Raw genomic sequence first — 15,501 nt, 5'->3', positions numbered from 1 at the left:
AATATCACCGCAGGCATAAGCATCAACAATTTTCTGGCGCAAGTCGAGAGAGTAGGGTTTCATACCGACCAGTTATCAGTACAATTGCTCTCTCCTAGTGTACTGCACTGGACTGATAACCGCTATAATTCGTAATTAGAGATTTTAATTACGAATTATTTGGTAATAGAGATGCAAGAGTGTTTTTACTTCATGCTTCATCCTTGTAATAAGCATTTTTATCGCGTTTGAGGGTTTCCTCTAGGGCTTGAATTTGTTCGCGACGAGCTTCTAATTCTAAGGAACGACGCGCCAAGTCTTGGTTTTGCAACGTCAGAGATTGTCGCCAGTGTTCCGCTCGCTCGGCTTCTTGCTGCAAAAATTCTGGCGTAATGCCAATTGTGAGGTAATTTTGTACCATTTCAAGTACCCAGATGGTAGCATCCTCTAGTCTTTCAATATCACCTGTAGGCGAGAGTTCCACTAAAACCAGTAATTTCTCACTCATAGTGTTTCCTTTTCCCAGCAAAATGAAAGCCTCTTCGGGAATTATTACCCAGAAGTTTTCAGCTTCCTGACGCGCCAACAAGCGTAACTGCTGCTGGTCTAAAAAATCGTTTTTACGCACCTGGGCTAGATATAGCATGACAGTTGCTTTGCTCCGATTCAAAATTCGTTTTGGAAAGTTGAGCAGGACAGAAATCGACACCACCCGACTTTCCACAAAATTAAAAATATTTTTTTAATTTCTTTTTTGGGGATAGTTAATTTGTAATGGGTAATTGCGAATAAAATTATGAATTGTTAATGATGAAGTATAAATCTAATTCATCATTCAAAATTTATAGTTCATATTTTTTCATTACCCATTGCAGTTATCCTAAACTACGTAGGCGATGTCTACAACAACCCCTTCAAGCGATCGCGCAAAATTTCCGCTTGTTTTTCAGCCTCTGCTAAGGCTTCCCGCGCTGCTTGTACCACATCAGTAGGTGCTTGTTCAACAAACTTCGGATTGCTTAATCTAGCACGGAGTCCGTTAATTTCTGCTTCTACCTTGGTGAGGCGTTTTTGCAGTTTGGCACTAACTGCTGCGGTATCCACCACACCAGCCAGGGGAATTAGCACTTGGATTGTACCAATTACACCAGCGATCGCATTGTCTGATTCTTGTGTTTGTGGGAAAAACTGTCTCCAGAACTTTTGTCTAGCTTGTGTACTCAGGAAATTTTGGCTAACAAACCAAGCTGTGTAACCAAAACCAACTATTTCAAAGAAAGTTCCCACAACAGGAATATCATCAATCGCATTCCCTACAGCCAAGCCCAACCTAGCAAAGACAATCCCCACAAAAATCAAGCCAATCGTCTTCAAACCCCTCTGAGGTTTGTCAGCAGCAACGGTTTGACTTTGTGGTTCGCCGGTAATAGTTAGAGTCTCAACCTTAGCCAAATCTTTAATGTAAGACTGTCCAGCAGTAAGGATTTGCCGTTCCTTTTCGCTTGCAGTTTGCAAATTTGCTGTGACTTTTACCCCTGGCTTGATATCCGCCTCAGCTCGTAAATTCCGAATCGTGCGGATAGTGCCAATTAGTAATTCAAACTGTTCTTCTAAAGCTAGATCAATTAATTTCGCATCTACCTGGGGATAGATTTGTAAAGGTAAAGTTTGCTGGGAATCTGCTGGTTGTTGGGTGAGAGTCTGCCAAATTTCCTCAGTAATATGCGGCATAAAGGGATGAAGTAGTTTCAAAATCCCTTCCAGCAAGTAAGCAAGGGTTTGTTGTGCTGCTCTGCGGGATGCGGGGTCTGCATCATTTTGGAGGCGAGATTTAACCAGTTCAATATACTGGTCGCAGAAATCGCCCCAAATAAATTCGTACAATCCCTTGGCGGCTTCCCCTAGACCGTAGTTGTCAATGTAATTAGTGGTTTGCTTGACAACTTGATGATATCGCGAAAGAATCCAGCGATCGCTCAATTCTGTGGCTACTGGTTGACCCAATTGTTGCGGAGTTTGTCCATCCAAATTCATCATCACAAACCGGGCGGCATTCCACAACTTATTAGCAAAATTACGGGACGCCTCCACTGAGGATGATTCATCCTTTTTGCGATCGTATTCTAGCCGGATATCTTGTCCCGCACCAGCAACTTCCCTAATTAGGGTGTAGCGCAGAGCATCAGTACCATACTTATCAATCAATAACAGCGGGTCAATGCCATTACCTTTAGTCTTAGACATCTTCTGACCTTTTTCATCCAGCACCAAGCCGTGGATGTAAACGGTTTGGAAAGGCATTTCCCCGGTAAAATGCCCACCCATCATCGTCATTCTGGCAACCCAGAAAAAGATGATGTCAAAGCCTGTTACCAAGGTGGTGGTAGGGTAGTAAGTCGCTAAATCTTGAGTTTGTTCCGGCCAGCCCAAAGTTGAAAACGGCCAGAGTCCAGAAGAAAACCAGGTATCTAGCACATCTGGGTCTTGTTGTAGATTGACATGTTCGCCAAATTGTGATTTCGCTTTTTCCCAAGCCTCCGCTTCCGATTTCGCCACCACAAATGGCGTGTTATCAGTAATTTGCCCACCCGTTTCACTGACAGCATACCAAGCGGGGATTTGGTGTCCCCACCACAGTTGGCGAGAGATACACCAATCTTTGAGTTTTACCAGCCAATCACGATAGACCTTTGTCCAGCGCTGGGGGACAAACTCTGGAGCATTTTTCTGGTCGAGGAATTCTAGAGTTTTGTCAGCTAGGGGGCGAATTTTGACAAACCATTGAGTAGAGAGGAGGGGTTCAATGGGAACTTTACCGCGATCGCTATAAGGAACGCTATGCTTATAATCTTCTATCTTCACCAAAAAGCCATCTGTTTCTAGGCGAGAAACCACATTCCTTCTGGCAACAAAGCGGTCTTGTCCTTGAAACTCCTGAGCATTTTCGTTGAGCGTGCCGTCTTTATTCATAATGTTGATCAACGGCAGATTGTGACGCTTACCCATGTCAAAATCGTTGGGGTCATGGGCAGGTGTCACCTTTACACAACCTGTACCGAAAGTGGGATCAACAAATTCATCGCCAACTATGGGAATTTCTCGGTGTAGGATTGGCAGAGTTACAGTTTTGCCAATTAGGTGTTTGTAGCGATCGTCATTGGGATTAACTGCCACGGCAGTATCGCCTAGCATTGTTTCTGGTCGAGTTGTCGCCACCTCCACATAACCAGAATCATCTGTAAGAGGATAGCGAAAGTACCAAAGATTCCCATTGACCTCTTGTGTTTCCACCTCCACATCAGACACAGCCGACTGAGTAGCTGGACACCAGTTAACTAGGTACTCACCACGATAAATTAAGCCTTCCTCATAGAGGCGAGCAAATGCCTCTACAACAGCTTTGGATAAACCCTCATCTAAGGTAAACCTCTCTCGCGACCAGTCCACCGAGACACCCAAGCGTCGCAGCTGATTAAGAATAGTTCCCTCAGATTCAGCCTTCCATTGCCAAGCGCGTTCCAAGAATTGATCGCGTCCTAACTCGCTACGAGTTTTTCCCTCTACCTTGAGTTGCCTTTCCAGCATCGTATGCACAGCAATACTAGCGTGGTCAGTTCCGGGCAACCACAGGGTATTACGCCCCTGCATCCGGTGGTAGCGCACAAGGGTATCAATCAACGCACTCTCAAAAGCGTGACCCATGTGCAAACTGCCAGTGACATTAGGTGGTGGGATAACAATGCAGTAGGGTTCACCACCTTTGTTGGGGTCAGCTTTGTAAATTTGGTTTTCTTCCCAGAATCTTTGCCACTTGGCTTCTGTGGAAAAGGGGTCATAGAGGCTAGGGAGATTGGGGATATTTGCGGTCATGCGGTGCAAACTAACTATGGAAGGACTCTAATAAATTTTGCCACAGGGTTGGAGAGGGTTTTATGGAAACGAACCGCAGAGGCGCAGAGAACGCAGAGAGAAGAGAGTTGGGAGAAGATTGTATCGGCTGACAGGAAAGGTAATTGGGACTGCTATGGAGGTGCATCGGTTATTGGGGCCTGATTTTTGGAGTCGGTTTATCAAAAGGCTTTAGAGGTGGAATTTAGGTTACAAAATATATCTTATGAGCCTCAACATCCAGTAGCAGTAAGGTACAAAAGTCATCCTGTGGGCGAGGGGAGATTAGATTTTCTTGTAGGTGGTGCTCTGATTGTTGAATTGAAAGCTGTTGACAAGCTAACCTCTGTTCACCAAGCCCAAGTTCTCTCCTACCTTAAAATGACTAAACATCCCCTCGCCCTTCTCATCAATTTCAATGTCACGTTCCTAAAAGACGGACTTAAACGCATCATTCTCTCTTAACTCTGTCTCTGCGCCCTCTGCGCCTCTGCGGTTCGTTAAATAAATCCATGCAAAACCAAACAACCTCTACTTCCCCTTTTACTTTCATCTCCACCCTATACTTCGCTTCCGGCATACCTTACGTCATCATCAACACAGTTTCCGTTATCTTCTACAAAAAACTAGGAATAGATAATACTCAAATCGCCTTGTGGACAAGTTTCCTTTACCTACCCTGGGTCATCAAAATGTTTTGGGGTCCAATTGTCGATATCTACTCTACTAAACGCAAATGGATACTTTATACCCAATTTGCCACATTCTGCTGTTTAGGTTTAGTAGCTTTTTGTTTACAATTACCAAATTTCTTTTTCATCTCCTTCACAGCATTGACAATAGGAGCATTTATTTCTGCAACTTATGATATTGCTACAGATGGCTTTTATCTACTAGCTTTAACCCCAGAACAACAAGCCTTTTTTGTTGGCATTCGCTCACTTTTTTATAGACTTGCTGTTATATTTGGCTCTGGAATTTTAGTAGTCCTAGCTGGACAGATCGAAGTATATCTCAACAATATTCCTTTAAGCTGGACTATAGCTATTGGCTTCTCTGCTTTAATTTTAGCGATAATTTTTATCTTTCACCGCCTAATCTTACCTTTACCTGAGTTAGATAATCGACGACAATTACAAGTTACAGAAAAGATACCATTTTGGTCAATTATTACTTCGTATTTTACTCAACCTAAAATTGCAGCTATCCTAGCATTCATATTGCTCTACCGACTTGGCGAAGCAATGCTTGTCAAGATAGCCTCTCTATTTTTACTGGATAAACCAGAAGTAGGTGGCCTAGGTCTATCAACATCAGACGTTGGATTAGTCTACGGAACATTTGGAGTAATTTCCCTGATTTGCGGCGGAATTTTAGGAGGATTGCTAATTTCTAGATATGGGTTAAGAAAGTGTTTATTTCCTATGGCTTTAGCATTGAATTTACCTGATGTTTTCTATGTATACATGGCTTACACAAAGCCTTCACTTAGATTAGTGTATCCTTTGGTTTCTTTAGAGCAATTCGGATATGGTTTTGGGTTTACAGCTTTTAGTGTTTATTTAATGTATATTTGCCACGGCGAATACAAAACTTCTCATTTTGCTATATCCACTGGAATTATGGCTTTAGGGATGATGCTTCCAGGATTAGTTAGCGGTTATCTGCAAAAAGCACTTGGATATCCACTATTTTTTGTATTAGTTTGTTTCCTCACTATTCCTGGTATGATTGCTCTCTTTTTTATTCCTTTAAAAGAAGAATCGAAGCGCCCAAATAATTAATATCATTACAGCTTATGAGTTATGTTTTGGGAATAGATGGCGGCGGTAGCAAAACTGTTTGTGTGTTGATGGATGATTCATATCAGGTACTAGGTCGCGGTGAAGCCGGCCCGTCTAATTATCAGAGTATAGGTATTGAAGCAACTTTACAATCTATTGAATCAGCAATTCATTCTGCTGTAGATGAAGCAGCACAAAGGATAAAATTTATAAAAGTTGAAGCAATCTGTTTAGGTTTAGCAGGTGTAAGTCGTATCGCAGATATCAAAGTAGTAAAAGATTTAGTTAAAGATCTACAAAATAGAAGTTATTTGTATATAAACTGGGCATTAAAACCATCTAATATTGTGATTTTTAACGATGCTTTGATTGCTTTAGTCGGTGGAATTGGTCATGATGTAGGAATTGTAGTTGCAGCAGGGACTGGTTCGATAGTTTTTGGGCGAAATCATCAGGGAAATACCAAGCGAGTTGGCGGCTGGGGATATATTTTAGGAGATGAAGGCAGTGCTTATAAAATCGCTGTTGCTGGTATGCAAGCAGCATTAAAAGCCTATGATGGACGTGAGATATCAACTAGTCTGATAGAAGTTTTTAAACAGCATCTTTGTTTGGAGAATATTGAGGATTTAATAGAAGTAATATATCGGCGAGGATGGGGAGTTAAACAGATAGCTGCTTTAGCACCAATCGTAGATTTTACAGCAGCGTCAGGTGATGTAGTGGCAAATAGCATAATTAACGATGCTGTAGAAGATTTGGTAAAAGCCACATCCACAGTAATTGAAGCACTTTTTAATCATAGAGATGTTTTTGCAGTAGTCACAACTGGAAGTGTATGGCGTGGTAGCTCAAAAATGCATGAAAAATTTGCAGCATCCATTATTAATAAATTTATTGGGATAAAAGTAATTTTTCCGAAACATGAACCTGCTTATGGTGCGGGTTTATTGGCGTTGAAGAGTTTAGTGGATGGAGGGAGAATTTGAAGCTTCGCTATTTTTGACCTGAAAGTTTATTGCGGCCTATTCTCTCACTTTAAGCCTAAATCACCTATAGTCCACTTGTATCGCCGAACTCGCGTTAAACTGAATAGCCAATCTTGTGCAGATGACAGTGATTGATGATGTCGCTTGAACATTCTCCACGATATCTTAAAAATATCAGGAGTTAATGAACTCTGGAGACTAAAACTATGAAAAAAATTATTACAGTGAGTCTAGTCGCTTTAGCCACCACTGCTGGATTTCTACTTAACAATCAGCCTACTCAAGCTCACAATCGCCCATATTATACACGTCCATTAAACTACTGCTATCCTACTACTGAATGGCTTGTTGACGAAGACCCTGCTTATCATCCTCAAGCTTATGCTGATGGCTACCGCCAAGGAAAAAATAGCGCTAAAAAAAGACAGGCTTACAAGCCACGGACTGCTGGCGGGGAATTTGGTCGTGGTTTTGATGATGGTTATTATGGCAGAGAATTTGCAGGACAAAAACATATCGTTGCCAACATACTTAAGCCATACACTACAACACAATGTGGTTACTTTTGACTTTATGCTGTTGGGTGAGTTCAGATGGTTGTGTTGCAAAAATTCTTATGGTAGGTGGTGCATACTTTTGATATCCTCCGTATATTTTCCTAAAACTTGTATATCTTCTGAAACTGGATACTCACTCACATTATCTGTAGCTACAGTATTAGAAAGAGTTTCATACAGTTTCAAGTTGTTATCAGTAATATTGTTCCAAGTGTAATTCAATTGCACATTCCTTTGTGCATTCTGAGCCATTGCTACTAACAGTTGAGGGTGACAAATTGCCCAGTCCAAAGAACGAATAAAAGAGTCTAAATTTCCAGCTTCAAAAAACACTCCCTGTCCATCACTAATTAGTTGTTGGTGGGGTGGGATGTCACTTGCTAACACCGGTATACCTTCTCGCATAGCTTCTAGCATTGCCAGAGGTAGCCCCTCTATATCAGAGGGTAAAACAAACAACCCTGCTCCCCGTACAATTTCCCAAAGACGAGTTCCCTGGAGTTCGCCTGCTAAGACAATATCTCGATTACTCGCAACTCTTTCCAATAACCTGGCGGTAAAGGATTTGGTATCGCTGACACTTCCAACCAAAAGAAGTTTCCATCCAATAGGTTTCAGCGCACAGAAGGCTTCAACAAGCAAGTCAGGACGCTTTTCCGGTACTAATCTACCTAAAAACATGATGTAGCGTTTTTGTTGCAGATTTAGCTGAGTTCCATAGGTAAAATTTGGGTCTGACTCACCGTAATTGGCAGGAGCATTAGGAATGTAAACTGTTCTCACACCATAAGTTTGCCAAAAGTAGGATTGTAGTACATTAGAAACTACGATTAATTTGTGAGCAAAACGTACCGCTGTTTTCTCTCCTACTTGAATTAAACGAGTAGAAAAACTACCCCATTTTGCACGTTGCCAATCTAACCCGTGACAAGTAACTACAACTTTTGCAGAGGTGGCAATTTTGGGTAAACAAGTGAATAGAGATGGGCCGAGAGCATGGAAATGAATAATATCGTATTTCTTGCTGATGGCGCTGATTGCTCCCAGTGCCGAAGTAATAAAAGCATCCACCCCTCTCAAATTTCCACCAGGTAGGGAAATAACTCGAACACCTTGAAAGTCGTAATGCCCAAGCCAGGAATTTTCTGTGTAAGAAGAGCGGGCAAATAAATCCACAGTGTGGCCCTGTGCCGCAATGCGAGTATAGAGTTCCGCACAATGATGCTCAACACCTCCTTGTTTGGGAGGTAGACCTTTTGCACCAATCACAGCGATTTTCATAGTTAATAGTGATAGTGAAAATGATGTATGAACTAATATAAATTTGTAAAATATTTTGGTGTTAAAATCAGCGCCACTACTTTTGTTAAAAAACCGAGTCTTCGAGTTTCGCTAGTCCTAAATATGTGATGATAGTTAGTTAATAAGTGAAGTTAACTGGCGGTTTTTTACCAGTTAACTTTTATTTGGCTAATAATGCAATTTTGATTGAAGCTCATTGTAAAAATCAATGCTATCAAATTGTTAAAAAAGACATAAATAAGTAAATTATGTCTTTTTTAGGTTTTTGTTTTCAATTTGGTAACTAGGGGCAATTCATGAATTGCTTAAGGCATACAATACAATAATTCTCAAGGCACATGACAAAGATAAAGCACTTGCTAAACTGCTATTTGTTAGCAATATTTATAGAGTATAAATAGGTAGAATAATTTATGAAATTAATTGAAAAAGCTTAATGCCAACCAATAAAATGGTAATTAATTCTATTAAGTAATTAACTTGATATGTGAAAAACTGGATAAAGACTTAATTACAATAGTTTTGTCCAAAAGATTAATCAAAAGTGAGTAAATAGGACTAGCCGTGAAAGTCCTAAGCTAATCGGCATTTAAGTTGCATAAAGGCAGGGCTGAAGCCCCTACTACAAACGAATCATTCTGGAAAAATGAATGACGATTAGCTTACACTTATTCGCTACTCAAAAACAGATGAAAAGTCTTATTTAGACGTCAGGAGGTAATTCTAAAGAAAGTGTACCTAACAATCCCTTGCGAAAATCTGTTAAAAGTTGCCTTGCAGCTCGTTCTACATCACCTTTGTAGCGATGCTCTGCTAAGGCGTGTAAATAGACATCTCCAGTGTCAGATATAGAATCGAGTTCATAGCGCGACTGTAATGGTTTTTTCGGTAATAAATCAGTGGCTACAGCTTCTAAGTAGTTAAGTATATCTACTAATGCCGCTGCTACTAGCTGATTATCGTAAGATGCTTCGCCGATATCGTCACATATTGCTAATTTTAAAGCCGCTTCTTGGTCTTCCATTCTTGCAGGGATGACACCAGGAGCGTCTAGCAGTTCTAAATGCTCGGAAATTCGTACCCAGCGCAGTTGACGAGTTACTCCAGGACGGGCTGCACTTTCCACCACTCGCCGTCCCAGCAGACGGTTAATCAAAGCCGATTTACCAACATTAGGAAAACCAATTACCACAGCCCTGACTGGACGGGGTAACATGCCGCGATCGCGTCTTCTTTGATTGAGTTCTACCCCAGCGGCTTGCGCTGCCTGCGCTATTTCTGCTATACCTTTACCATGTTGAGCGTTGGTAAAATAGGGGACTTCTCCTTGACGCTTAAACCAGTCTACCCAAAGCGATCGCACTTGCGGCAAAATCATATCTACCCGATTGAGTACCAATACTCGCGCCTTACTTCCCACCCACTCACCTATTTGCGGATGGTGTGTCGCCAAAGGAATCCGGGCGTCTCGTACCTCTAAAACCACATCTACACGCTTGAGCTGTTCTTTGAGATTTTTTTCAGCTTTGGCAATGTGACCTGGATACCATTGAATCAGATTTAATTTATAGTTTTGAGTTATAGCCATTTGTAATTTGTCATTTGTTACTTGTCATTTGTCATTAGTAAAGACTAATAACTTTGTGCTTGATGTAAAATCAGACGATTGCCATCGGGATCATAGGCGTAAATTTCTCTGCCGTGGGAAGCAATAGAAATATTTCCTGGTGGGGCATAGCCTAAAGCAGTTAGGTGAGCGATCGCATCTTCTAAGTTACTCACCTCTAAACATAAACTTATCTTATTTTTGGCATTTGCTTCAAATTCAGACGCGTGTGAGTTCTTTGGTTTAAAAATACCCAATCGCAAACTAACCAGATGAAACTCAGCATAAATGTTCGGAATTAGAGATGCTGGGTTTTGTTCTAGGAAATCGGTATAGAAACGCACCAGAATATCAAAATTAAGAGATGCTATAGTGACGATTACATCAGTATATTGGAAACTCATATTTACCAAACATCGCTCCTGTAAAATATTGTTTTTCCATATATTTCGCCACAATAGCGTGATAGTTATTTTTAGGCATTGCACAAGGGATAAAAATAAATCATCCTGCAAATATGCAACGCCTCTTTTAGCTAATTTGCTGTAGCTGGTTGATGCTGAAGATCTCGCATATAATCACCCAAAGGTCGCACATTTGCCGCAAACTCTAGCAATATCCCATCAGGATCGAAGAAATAAAATGAGGAAATAAATGTACTTTCATCGGGTTCTAAAGCATAGCCAGAGGGGACATCTGCATGGTGTAAAACAGGCGTTGTTTGTACACCTTTGGCAATCAATTTTTCTCTATATTCCTCCAGCTTTTCTAACGGAACGTTCAATGCTAAATGGTTTAATGACCCATGCGCTGTGGTTGCATTACCAGTCTGCAAGGCGTCAAGTCTGACAGAAGCAATGCCAGGTGCTGCTTCTGGTGCCGAGGGAAACCAGAAAAAAGCTAAGGCATCTCCATTACCAATATCAAAAAAGAAGTGCTGTCCTCCATTTGAGAAGGCAATAGTTTTGATTAGCTTCAAGCCTAAAGTATTAGTGTAAAAGTCCACGGTGCGTGCCATGTCCTTACACACCAAAGCAATGTGATTGATTCCTTTGATTTGAAAATCTGTCATATTAATCACCTATTTGTAATGTTTTTTTTACTTATTTAACCTTTTTTCACTGTTTCTTTAAACTGGGTTTATCCTCTCCCATCCAGTGTAGACATTGAATCGCTCTCCGCGCAGGAATCCAATTAAGGTAATTCCGAATTCCTTGGCTATGGACACCGCCAAACTGCTGGGAGCGGAGACAGAACAGACAATTGGAACTCCCGCAGTTGTAGACTTTTGCAAAATTTCAAAACTAGAGCGTCCACTAACCATGACAATCTGATTATTTAGAGGCAATTCGTCACTAAGAAAAGCTGTACCAATCAATTTATCCAAGGCATTGTGACGTCCAACATCCTCTCGCAAATTTAACAGCTGTCCTTGAGCATCGAAGGTAGCCGCAGCGTGTAAACCTCCTGTAGCAGCGAAGATACCTTGAGCGGCGCGGAGCTTGTCCGGTAAACTGTAAATGATGTCGGGTGTTACCTTTAAACCTAAAGGAATCACTGAACAACCCCGCAGATGTAAAGCTTCAAGGCTAGCTTTACCGCAAACTCCACAGGCACTATTAGTATAAAAGTGACGTTCCAAAGGCTGTAAATCTGGAATTAACCCATCTCTGAGTTCCACATTGACGATATTGTAGCGCTGCTCACCATCAACTGAGTCATCCACACAGTAGCTCATACGTTGAATGTCTTTCTTACAGCTAATCACGCCCTCACCGTAGAGGAAACCAGCAGCGAGTTCAAAATCTGCCCCTGGTGTTCGCATCGTTACAGCTACCGTTTTTTGGGAAGGGATGAGGCGAATTTCTAGGGGTTCTTCGGTGGTGAGATAGTCTAAACGGGTTCGTGCTTGACCTTTTTCTACCACCCAGACTGTAGCTTTAGTCTTACTTCCTGGAGGCTTAGTCATTTAGCTTTTTCCAGGTATAAATCAGCATTTTAATCACAAATTCCTGGCAGCGATCGCCTACTTTAAAATTCTCGACATTATCAACTTTTATAAATTTTCTGGGTCAATATTCAATTCTCGCAATTTTGCTGCTAAACGTTCAGCACGTTGTGTTGCTTGTTCAGCACGTTGTGCTTCTTGTTCGGCGAATTCTTCAGGTGTAGGAATTAGCTGTCCTTCTGCATTGAAATAGCGCAACTGATTTTCATGAACACCCAAATATAAGCTTAGCTGCTGACTCCACAATAAACCTTGGGGGTTAGATTCTATAGGCTGATAAGTACCACCAACCAAGATAAAACCAGCAAATTCTAAATTATTTGGGTCAAACCAGAAATATTCTGGAGTGCGAAAGATATCTTGATAAATTTGTTTTTTTAAGCCCTTGTCTGTCGCTGCTGTTGAATTGGAAAGCAGTTCTATAATCAAATTTGGATATTTGCCATCTTCTTCCCAAACAACCCAACTATTACGGGGTTTGCGTTCAGTATTCAGCACTACAAAAAAATCTGGGCCTCGAAAGTCTTCTGACTTCCGCTGGCGTGGGCTGTAATAAATGCTAAGATTGCCAGCGGCAAAAAAGTTGTTGTAGTCTCGCCACCACCAATCAATGCATTTCAATAACAGCAGCATTTGCTGTAAATGTAAGTAGCTTTCCAACTGTGGTTCTTCACTATATAAATCTGCTGGAGGAAATATTACATCTTTTGGCGGTTCAAAATCTTTGGCGACAGACATGGCTGTAGGTTTCTGGTGATATAAATTTACCGTAGCAGTAGTTTTAATATTTTAAGTTTGTTTTTCCAAGCTTACTACTGCGTTATAATCGGGAACTCCTTCTAGAGAACGCTTAGTTTTATCTAATAGAATGTTCCCTTCTGGCCAATGTACTTGCAAGTTGCGTGACTGAATTGGTGCGATATATACTTGACAGCGTAACTCGCCTAACTCATTTTTAAGAATGACGCGATCGCCATCTTTTAATCCCAACTTTACCGCATCCTCTACATTTATTAACACTGCCTCGCGCACCGCCCCAGTAATTGCATCTTTGCGTTCTTGCACCATACTATTAAACTGCTTACCCCGGCGCGTTGCTACTAAAAAACAGCCCTCTGGTAATTCTATCTGTGGTGGCAACAATACCCCAAAGTGCGCCTTGCCATCTGGTGTGGGAAAGTTCCAACCAAAGCACAAATGTGACCCGCCATACTGAAACTGATCTCCCGCCTGCTGCAAGTGTTGAATCCCAGCGTATTGTGGGACGACTTGGGCAATCTCTTGGCGTATAGCAGCAGTATCAGCAAAAACCAGCTTGTCTGTCAAATCTGGTCGCACCCGCCTTGCCAACTCCATAAACACTTCCCATTCTGGACGCGCCTCCCCAATACGCGGCCCCGGAATTTCTGGGCTAAAAATCACTCGGCGTTCGGTGTTGGTTTCCGTTACTCCTCCAGGTATTTCGTAGCGAGTAGTAGCAGGTAAAAGTACCACTGTGTCAGCCGATTCCACTAACATCTGGCTGGAGAGAACAATATCTACATGCACTCGTAGCGGTATCTGCTTCAGCGCACCTTCCACATAATCTGGTTCTGGTAGCACTTCTAGAAAATTTCCCCCTACAGAGAACAACACATCTAATTGTCCCCGGTGTGCTGCATCAATCATTTCTGGAGCAATTAAACCTTTAGTTGTTGGTACTGCAAAACCCCAACGTTGGCTCAAATGTGCAGCATTCTCTGGAGTGATGGACTTACCACCAGGAAAAACAGTCGCGTAACATCCCATCTCTGCGCCACCCTGCACCCCAGAATGACCACGAATCGGCATCAAACCGCAGCCTTCCCGACCGACAAAACCTTTAGTAAGAGCAAGATTGATGATACTTCGTACATTGTCTTCGCCACATTCATGCTGCGTAATGCCCATGCTCCAAACAAATACAGCTTTGTTTGCGTCTTTGACCATTTTGGCAAAAGCATACATTTCATCGCGGGATGCTCCAGAAAGTCGCTCTAACTCTTCCCAAGCTTGGCTTTCTAGTGATATCTTAAGTTCCGCAAAACCAGCTGTGTGCAAGTCAATAAAAGACTGGTCTACCCAACCGTTGGCAATTATGTGCTTAATTGTGCCATTTAAAAATGCTATGTCCCCGCCCATGTTTACCAAAAAAAAGTCTTCGGCAAATTTGGTTCCGAAAAGGGCACTTTCTGGAATCGAGGGTACCCAATAACGTTCCATTCCTGGTTCGCGGTAGGTATTAATCACCACAATCTTAGTGCCTGCTTTCTTGGCGTAGTGGAGATACTTGACGGTGACAGGCTGATTGTTGGCAACATTAGAGCCAATGAAGACTAATAAATCAGTACCAATCCAGTCTTTATAAGAACAGGTGGTAGCTGCCGCACCGAGAGAAGCCTTCAGCCCGGCTGTGCTGGGAGAATGACAAATACGAGCAGCGTTATCAATATTGTTGCTTCCCATTGCTCGCACAGCTTTTTGGGTGGCGTAGTAAGTTTCGTTAACAGTGCCGCGGCTGGTAACGTAAAAGCTGAGGCGGTCTGGTGTGGTAGCACGGATGCGACTAGCAATTACTTCTAGAGCCTGATCCCAGCTAACGCGGCGAAAGCCTTTTTCCCCACGTTGACGCATCATCGGGTACGGAAGCCTTCCCAAGTCTCGTAACTGGGCACTTTTTTGCTTTTGCAACTGTGAAACATCTTCTAGCAGTGCAGGGTCAAAAGCTGGTATGGTATTCATCCGCAATAACCGCAACCGGACATTGCACAGATGGATACCATCTAATGTCCAATCTTTCATTCCGGTTGTTCCTAAAGCGCAACCATCACAAACACCTTTGTCCAAAATGTTCCACGCATAAGGCAGCTGGTCACGAGATAGCCAAATGGCTCGCAAGACTTCCCAGTAATTGTTAGGGTACTGTTCTCCAATGCCGAAGGGCTTCCAACTTGCCCAGTTTGCAGGTGTCCAACGCTTTTTGGGTTTTGGCAACATAACGCGGTGTCTAGAGTAGGTTAGTGATTCTTTCAGGCTAGCGTTTTGAGTAGCAGATGAGTAGCATTAGGGACTTCCAAATAATAAATTACTCAAAAAAACTTAACAGAAAATGTTTATTAGAGAATGATAGTCATTGTTAGAGTGAGAGAAAGTGCTTACCGACGCAAGCACTTTCTCTGAAAAAATAAGTATGACAAATGTCTACACTCTTAGGGATTTCGGGTGCAGTGAAAATAAATTTATTTGAGTTGCTGTTTCTTTAGCATACTGCCAAGAAATAAATGCCCAGCCGTCAAACAAGCGATCCTCAACACCCACGAATAATTTCAACACACGGCTGGGCATTTATTTTTATGGATCACTCTTAAGC

The 15,501-nt window shown here is 42.0% G+C and carries 13 protein-coding genes and 1 pseudogene; 4 read left to right on the top strand and 10 right to left on the bottom strand.

Annotated features, from left to right (window positions below):
• Positions 1–190: 190 nt before the first annotated feature.
• Both IQ246_RS23010 and IQ246_RS23005 read right to left on the bottom strand, forming a co-directional pair.
• Positions 191–625 (bottom strand): hypothetical protein, encoded by a 435-nt coding sequence (locus IQ246_RS23010; RefSeq protein WP_194005653.1) that lies wholly within the window; start codon positions 623–625, stop codon positions 191–193.
• Between the two features lie 254 nt (positions 626–879).
• The gene (locus IQ246_RS23005; RefSeq protein ID WP_194005652.1) at positions 880–3,849 is read right to left on the bottom strand and encodes a valine--tRNA ligase; all 2,970 of its coding nucleotides are present in this window, start codon (positions 3,847–3,849) and stop codon (positions 880–882) included.
• Between the two features lie 62 nt (positions 3,850–3,911).
• On the opposite strand from IQ246_RS23005, the pseudogene IQ246_RS23000 reads away from it, so the two are divergent.
• From IQ246_RS23000 to IQ246_RS22985, 4 genes and pseudogenes are all read left to right on the top strand, one after another.
• Positions 3,912–4,332, top strand: a pseudogene (locus IQ246_RS23000) (GxxExxY protein).
• A gap of 47 nt (positions 4,333–4,379) precedes the next feature.
• Positions 4,380–5,651 (top strand): MFS transporter, encoded by a 1,272-nt coding sequence (locus tag IQ246_RS22995; protein WP_194005651.1) that lies wholly within the window; start codon positions 4,380–4,382, stop codon positions 5,649–5,651.
• Positions 5,652–5,665: 14 nt separating this feature from the next.
• Complete coding sequence (locus IQ246_RS22990; protein WP_194005650.1) at positions 5,666–6,640, top strand: N-acetylglucosamine kinase; 975 nt, start codon at positions 5,666–5,668, stop codon at positions 6,638–6,640.
• Between the two features lie 206 nt (positions 6,641–6,846).
• Positions 6,847–7,209, top strand: coding sequence for a hypothetical protein (locus tag IQ246_RS22985; RefSeq protein ID WP_194005649.1), 363 nt, complete (start codon positions 6,847–6,849; stop codon positions 7,207–7,209).
• Between the two features lie 45 nt (positions 7,210–7,254).
• On the opposite strand, the gene IQ246_RS22980 is transcribed toward IQ246_RS22985, so the two are convergent.
• The 8 genes from IQ246_RS22980 to IQ246_RS22945 all read right to left on the bottom strand — a co-directional run bounded on the left by IQ246_RS22980 (position 7,255) and on the right by IQ246_RS22945 (position 15,476).
• Positions 7,255–8,478 carry a glycosyltransferase family 4 protein gene (locus tag IQ246_RS22980; RefSeq protein ID WP_194005648.1) on the bottom strand — a complete coding sequence of 408 codons (1,224 nt, stop codon included), beginning with the start codon at positions 8,476–8,478 and terminating at the stop codon, positions 7,255–7,257.
• 724 nt (positions 8,479–9,202) lie between these two features.
• Positions 9,203–10,087, bottom strand: coding sequence for a ribosome biogenesis GTPase YlqF (gene ylqF / locus IQ246_RS22975; protein ID WP_194005647.1), 885 nt, complete (start codon positions 10,085–10,087; stop codon positions 9,203–9,205).
• 44 nt (positions 10,088–10,131) lie between these two features.
• On the bottom strand, positions 10,132–10,509 hold the full coding sequence (locus IQ246_RS22970; RefSeq protein WP_194005646.1) for a VOC family protein: 378 nt from the start codon (positions 10,507–10,509) through the stop codon (positions 10,132–10,134).
• Positions 10,510–10,640: 131 nt separating this feature from the next.
• Positions 10,641–11,177: a VOC family protein gene (locus IQ246_RS22965; RefSeq protein WP_194005645.1), complete on the bottom strand. Its 537-nt coding sequence runs from the start codon at positions 11,175–11,177 to the stop codon at positions 10,641–10,643.
• Between the two features lie 57 nt (positions 11,178–11,234).
• Positions 11,235–12,074, bottom strand: a complete 840-nt coding sequence (gene fdhD, locus IQ246_RS22960; RefSeq protein WP_194005644.1) for a formate dehydrogenase accessory sulfurtransferase FdhD — start codon at positions 12,072–12,074, stop codon at positions 11,235–11,237.
• 87 nt (positions 12,075–12,161) lie between these two features.
• Positions 12,162–12,851 carry a Uma2 family endonuclease gene (locus tag IQ246_RS22955; RefSeq protein WP_194005643.1) on the bottom strand — a complete coding sequence of 230 codons (690 nt, stop codon included), beginning with the start codon at positions 12,849–12,851 and terminating at the stop codon, positions 12,162–12,164.
• Between the two features lie 51 nt (positions 12,852–12,902).
• Positions 12,903–15,128: an FdhF/YdeP family oxidoreductase gene (locus IQ246_RS22950; protein ID WP_194005642.1), complete on the bottom strand. Its 2,226-nt coding sequence runs from the start codon at positions 15,126–15,128 to the stop codon at positions 12,903–12,905.
• Positions 15,129–15,332: 204 nt separating this feature from the next.
• Complete coding sequence (locus IQ246_RS22945; protein ID WP_194005641.1) at positions 15,333–15,476, bottom strand: hypothetical protein; 144 nt, start codon at positions 15,474–15,476, stop codon at positions 15,333–15,335.
• Positions 15,477–15,501: the final 25 nt, after the last annotated feature.

This window comes from aff. Roholtiella sp. LEGE 12411 (genome assembly GCF_015206995.1).
GTDB lineage: Bacteria > Cyanobacteriota > Cyanobacteriia > Cyanobacteriales > Nostocaceae > Komarekiella.
Note: the sequence above shows the minus strand (reverse complement) of the source record. Positions and strands in the feature narration are given on the sequence as shown.